At 56.1% G+C, this 6179-nt stretch carries 3 protein-coding genes; 2 read left to right on the forward strand and 1 reads right to left on the reverse strand.

The genetic code is table 11. The features are described 5' to 3' along the window. On the reverse strand, positions 1 to 1090 hold a 1090-nt coding region (locus QNK41_RS19900; protein WP_319260633.1), incomplete at its 3' end, for an OprO/OprP family phosphate-selective porin. A gap of 402 nt (positions 1091 to 1492) precedes the next feature. Between QNK41_RS19900 and QNK41_RS19905 the strand changes: the two genes are divergently transcribed. Beyond that, complete coding sequence (locus QNK41_RS19905; protein WP_319260635.1) at positions 1493 to 4633, forward strand: multidrug efflux RND transporter permease subunit; 3141 nt, start codon at positions 1493 to 1495, stop codon at positions 4631 to 4633. Between the two features lie 7 nt (positions 4634 to 4640). Further along, entirely contained in the window at positions 4641 to 6116 is a 1476-nt protein-coding gene (locus tag QNK41_RS19910) for an efflux transporter outer membrane subunit (protein WP_319260638.1), read from the forward strand. The last annotated feature ends 63 nt before the right edge of the window (positions 6117 to 6179 follow it).

The following is a 6179-nucleotide window of genomic DNA, read 5'->3' on the forward strand; positions in this document are numbered from 1 at the left end:
GTTTTGGGATGATACCGGTAAAGATTCCCCTCAATGTGTCGTACCCTCTGCTTTCACCGGTGAGAACTGCGCTACCTTGCAGATAGTATCCCCAAAAGGCGAGGTCTTGCCCCGCGGTATCGACATTGTCGTAATACCACTCGCCCTGCAATGAGAAGGGTCCCACGACGGCAGCCAATTCCGCATTTATTTTGTTGATACGACTACCAATAAATTGACCGGTATCCGCCAAACGGTCATCGGTCAAACGGGTTTCGGGCCGGGTGCGGATCTGGATACGATCATCCGAATCCCTCGGGTCATCGTCGCGAAATCCGTAAGTGTAGGAAAGCCCAAGGTGCAAGAGCTGTCGGCCGTCAGTTGAATACCATGGCCTGCCCACTATCCGTGCGGTGATGTCATATCCGTTGGAATCGCTGATCTTATCCTTTGCGTTGCCTACGCTGCTGAATGAGCCGGTATTATAAAAAGCGCCCACTTTCCAGGTAACGCGATTGCCTAACGCCTGGTTGAAAAGCATCAGCCCCATATTACGCCCCGGACTGAACGCCTGGGTCGGCAAGGGATTTTCCATGAAGGTTCGATGATTTATGGACGCTAGGGATTCTAAAGAGAAGGGCTCTTTGAAATGACCGATCTGGAGGAGCCCTAAATAAGGAATTGGCTTGAAGCGAATCCAGTTGTCCTGTACGTCGCCAGAATCAGCAAAATCAAACTCAAGCTTGAAATCTACCGACTTGAAGAGTCTGCCCGATGCTGCCAGCGTGGCTGTTCGAATAATCGTTTCATAACCGGCCAGGTCCGGAAAGGCATTATCTAAAGAATCATTTGGATCGATATCGCCGGTGTCCAATGCGAATTTTCCACCAATTTTAAGTATTAGGTTCTCATTTCGGCTAATCCAGTGAAATCCATGGTACCAATTCAGGTGTGCACCCGTTATCGGAATGGTGATGCCCTGCTTGGTGCGTTCTCTCAGCGAGTTGTCTCTGAGTTCATCCGCCGACAAGGATGAGGGTATTATGAATCCGAAAGTGCTGGAAAATAAATACAGCAGCAGCAGAATGAATAAAGGGTGAATGGTTTTCATTTGATGTAGACCCAACCATACCGGCAGGCAACCGGTCAATTATAGAACCGATGGAATTTCGACCTCCACAACATCAACCATTGCGGGCGCAATGTCCTTGACCAATAGATAACCCCAATGTTGCATAAACAGTATGGATAAAGATAGCTAAATAGAAGGTATCATAATGAATATAAACAGGTTTTTACCATTTTCTGGATGTCACCAACGGTGATTTCCAAGAATGGCTCAGTTTTTCTCATTTTGTTTACCTTCCAGGAAAGCTGGAAGACTTCAGATCCCGTGTTGTCAAGGGATCGCGGTAGCCGATTACAGCTTCACCCTTGACGCCTTGGCTCTGAAGCCCTCCAGCTTTTGCAACGTTGGGGTGAACTTAACCGACCAGGAAAAAAGTGATTGAACATGGGTGATTTTTTTGTCAGACGGCCCATCGTGGCCATGGTTATTGCCATTTTTATGATCATTATCGGCGTGGTTTCTCTCGGCGGCCTGCCCACCGAGCAGTATCCCAACATCACGCCGCCTATCGTCGAAGTACGGGCAACCTATACCGGGGCGAATGCGGTCAGTGTGGAACAGTCCGTGGCCACGCCGCTGGAGCAACAGATCAACGGCGTGGACAACATGATCTACATGAAGTCCATCAACGCCAATGACGGCACCATGACCATCCAGGTCTCCTTCGATGTCGGGACCGATCCGGACATGAACACGGTATTCACCCAGAACCGGGTGGCCGCGGCCACGGCCAAGCTGCCCGAAGAGGTCAAACGCCTGGGTGTGACCACCGAAAAATCCATGCCCAACATCCTCATGTTGATCTCCCTGACCGCGGAGGACCCCCGCTTCGATCAGCAATTTCTGGGCAACTATTCGCTGATCAACATCAAGGACATCCTGGCCCGCATCAAAGGCATCGGCCGGGTGAATGTTCTGGGTGCCAGCGACTACTCCATGCGCATCTGGATCAAGCCCGACCGCCTGGCCCATCTGGGCATTTCCGTTCCCGAGATTGTTGACGCCATCCGGGCCCAGAGCGTGGTGGTTCCGGGCGGCAAGTTCGGCGCCGAGCCGGCCCCCCCGGGTACGGAGTTCACATACACCGTGCGCCTGCCCGACCGCCTGCAGAATGCAGAGGAGTTCGGGGAAATCGTCGTCAGGACGGCCGCAAACGGTTCCCAGGTCAAGCTCAAGCACATCGCCCGGGTGGAACTGGGGGTGGAAACCTACAACGCCTTCACGCGCATGAACGACAAGCCCTGCGCCATAATCGCCCTGTATCAGGCACCCGGCTCCAACGCCGTGGCCCTGGCCGAAACGGTGAAGACCACCATGGCAGACCTGTCGCGCTCTTTCCCCAAAAGCATGCGCTATGACATTTCGCTGGACACCACGACCGCCATTACCGCCGGTATCGATGAAATCATCGAGACCCTTTTTATCGCTCTGGCACTGGTTATTCTGGTCGTCTTCATCTTCATTCAGGACTGGCGGGCGACACTGATCCCCACCATCGCCATTCCAGTATCCCTGCTGGCGACCTTCATGGTCTTCCCCTTGATCGGCTTCACCATCAACGTCCTGTCCCTGCTGGGCCTGGTGCTGGCCATCGGTATCGTCGTGGACGACGCCATCGTGGTTGTGGAGGCGGTCCAGGTCAAAATCGAAGAGGGGATGACGCCAAAGGAGGCAACCAAGGCTGCCATGAAAGAGGTGACCGCGCCGGTCATCGCCACCACCCTGGTGATGGTGGCGATATTCATCCCGGTAGCCGTCATGGGTGGCATCACCGGCAGGCTGTACCAGCAGTTTGCCATCACCGTGGCCGTTTCGGTGGTCTTTTCCTCCATCAACGCCCTGACCCTGAGCCCGGCCCTGTGCGGCCTCCTGCTGCGCAAACAGCAGCCCATGCGCGGTCCGTTGGGGGCCTTTTTCAAACTGTTCAACACGGTGTTCGACAAATCCACCCATGCCTACACCGGTTTTACCCGCATCGTCACCCGCAGAATCGCCATGGGCCTTGTCTTTATGGCGCTTCTGACGGGGGGATTGGTATTCTTGGGCAAACTCGTGCCGGGCGGTTTCATGCCCAGCGAGGATATGGGTTACCTGATGGTCAACATCCAGTTGCCCGACGCGGCCTCGATGCAGCGCACCGACGTGATAACCAAGAAGGTTGAGAAAATAATAGAGAACCACGAGGAAGTCGAATATATTACGGCCGTGGCCGGATTCAGCCTGCTCTCCAACAGCATGTCCTCCAATGCCGGTTTCATTTTCGTCGCCCTCAAGGATTGGAGCCTGCGGGAAAAAACGGCCAACCAGGTGGTCGCTGCCCTCAACCGACAATTTTTCATGGGGGTCAACGAGGCCCAGGTCTTTGCCTTCGGCCCACCGGCCATACCCGGCCTTGGCAACGGATCCGGGTTTACCATGCTGATCCAGGACCGTGCCGGGAACACGCCCGAATACCTGGCGCAGCAGACGACCCGCTTCGCCCAGGCGGCAACGGCGCGGCCTGAAATTGCTTCCGTCGTCACCACCTTCCGGCCCAGCGTGCCCCAGCGTTTCATGGAGATCAACCGCGACAAGGTGCTCAAGGCCGGCGTGGCGCTCAACGACATCTACACCACGGTGGGTGCCTTTTTGGGAGGGTCCTACGTCAACGACTTCAACCGTTTCGGGCGGCTCTACAAAGCTTACATCCAAGCCGAGCCGGAATACCGCATCAGCGAAGATCGCATCAACCTCTTTTTTGTCAAAAACAAGAACGGCGATCGGGTGCCCTTAAGCGCATTTGTCAGCATCAAGGAGGTTGCCGGTCCGGACTTCACCAACCGCTTCAACCTCTACCGGTCCATCGAGCTGTCCGGCGGACCGGCCCCCGGCTATACCTCCGTCCAGGCCCTGGATGCCCTGGAAGCCGTGGCGGCAGAAACTCTGCCGGCGGACATAGGCTACGCCTGGAGCAACATGTCCTTTCAGGAGAAACAGGCCTCGGGCACGGCGGCCGTTGTTTTTGCCTTCTCCCTGCTGTTCGTATTCCTCATCCTGGCAGCCCAGTATGAAAGCTGGACTTTGCCGATGAGCATTCTGCTGGGCACGCCCTTTGCCATCTTCGGCGCCTTTCTGGCCCTGTACCTGGCCCGCCTGACCAGCACCAGTTACGAGCTGAACATCTTTGCCCAGATCGCCCTGGTGATGCTGATCGGCATGGCCGCCAAAAATGCCATTCTGATCGTTGAATTCGCCAACCTCGAGTTTAATAAAGGGCTGTCATTGTTCGATGCCGCTATCAAGGCGGCCAACCTGCGTTTTCGGCCCATATTGATGACCGCCTTTTCGTTTATCCTGGGTGTACTGCCATTGGTTGTGGCTTCAGGCGCCGGCGCCGAGGCGCGCGTGGTCATGGGGGTGGCCCTGCTGGGCGGCATGACCCTGGCCACGATGCTGGGCGTATTTTTCTACCCCATGCTGTTCGTCTTCATCGGCAAGCTTGCCGGGTATGAGAAAAAGCGGGACCTTCAAAAGGAGCAGGGGTAAAGACAAGATGACTTCATGCACAAAAACATGTCAACGATGGATAATACTTGCCATTGGATTGATCCTGTTCACCGGCTGCGCGGTAGGCCCGGACTTCAAGGAACCGGTGGTCGCTACCCCTGAGTCCTATCGGACGCAAGTGATGCCGTCCGATGCGGTCACCGATCTGAAGTGGTGGGCGTTGTTCGATGATCCGCTGCTCTATGATCTGGTAACGATCGCACTCGAAAACAACCGCGATCTCAAGATCGCCGTCAGCCGCATCGAGCAGGCCCGCGCCACGGTCGGATTCACCCGGGCCGACCAGTACCCGCGATTAGACGGTGACGCCGGCGCCCGGGTCGGCAATGTCAACGGTGGTTCAAGATCGCCGGATACCCAATCCACCGTTTACCTATCCGCGCCGCTGAATTGGGAGATCGACTTCTGGGGTAAATTCAAGCGCGCCACCGAGGCGGCGCGAGCCGACCTGATGGCCTCCGAGTATGGCCTGAAAGCAGTCCAGCTGGCCCTGATATCGGATGTGGTCACGACCTATTATCAATTGCTGGATTTCCACCGGCGGCTGGCCATATCCGAATCCACCCTCGCATCACGCATCAAAAGCCTGACGATCATCCAGCAGCGTTTTGACAAGGGGATCATCAGCGAATTGGATGTCAACCAGGCTCAAATCCAGAAAGAGATCGCGGCAGGGGCCATTCCCCTTTTCCAACGGTCCATCGCCAAAACCGAAAACGGCCTGGCCGTATTGCTCGGTCGCCTGCCTGAAACCGTGCGCATTAAAAAGAACCTGGGCGGAACGGCGCCGCCGGATATCCCGGTCGGACTGCCGTCGGATATCCTCGTGCGGCGACCGGACATCCTCCAGGCCAGCTACCTGCTCAAGGCTCAGACGGAGCGTATCGGCGTGGCCGAGGCCCTGCGTTTCCCGGCCATCTCCCTCACCGGTACGTTGGGCGTTGCCAGTACGGACCTGGGTGCTATCACCACCGAAGGCGGCGTCTGGTCGATCGGCGGCCGGCTGCTGGGCCCGATCGTCGATTTCGGCAAGAACAAACAACGCGTGGTAGTCGAAGAACAGAAGACGCAACAGGCCCTTTACCAATATGAAAACACGGTGCTGATCGCCTTTCGCGAGGTGGACGATGCCCTGGTGGAAATCGCCACCTATCGCAACGAGCTGGCCGCCGTCGACCGCCAGCAGAAAGCGGCCAAAAATGCCAACGGCCTCTCCAAGGAGCGCTACGACAAAGGCGTGAGCAGTTACCTGGAAGTATTGGACACGGAACGGACCCTGTTTTCCGCCGAACTGCAGCAGTCCGACCTTCAGCAGCAATACCGCAACGCCTATGTCAACCTTTACAAGGCCCTGGGCGGCGGCTGGGTCAACAAAGAGGAACGGAATGAGCAGACCGATCCCGAACGTCCCATGAATGTCACAACGCAGCTGGCTCCCAAGGCTTCAAACGTGATTGAGTAAACATGGTTTTATCGACCTGTATGAAGCATAGTAGCTATCCATGGGACATTTCAGGCGGCATTT

The sequence above is a fragment of the Desulfosarcina sp. genome, assembly GCF_033791525.1.
GTDB lineage: Bacteria > Desulfobacterota > Desulfobacteria > Desulfobacterales > Desulfosarcinaceae > Desulfosarcina.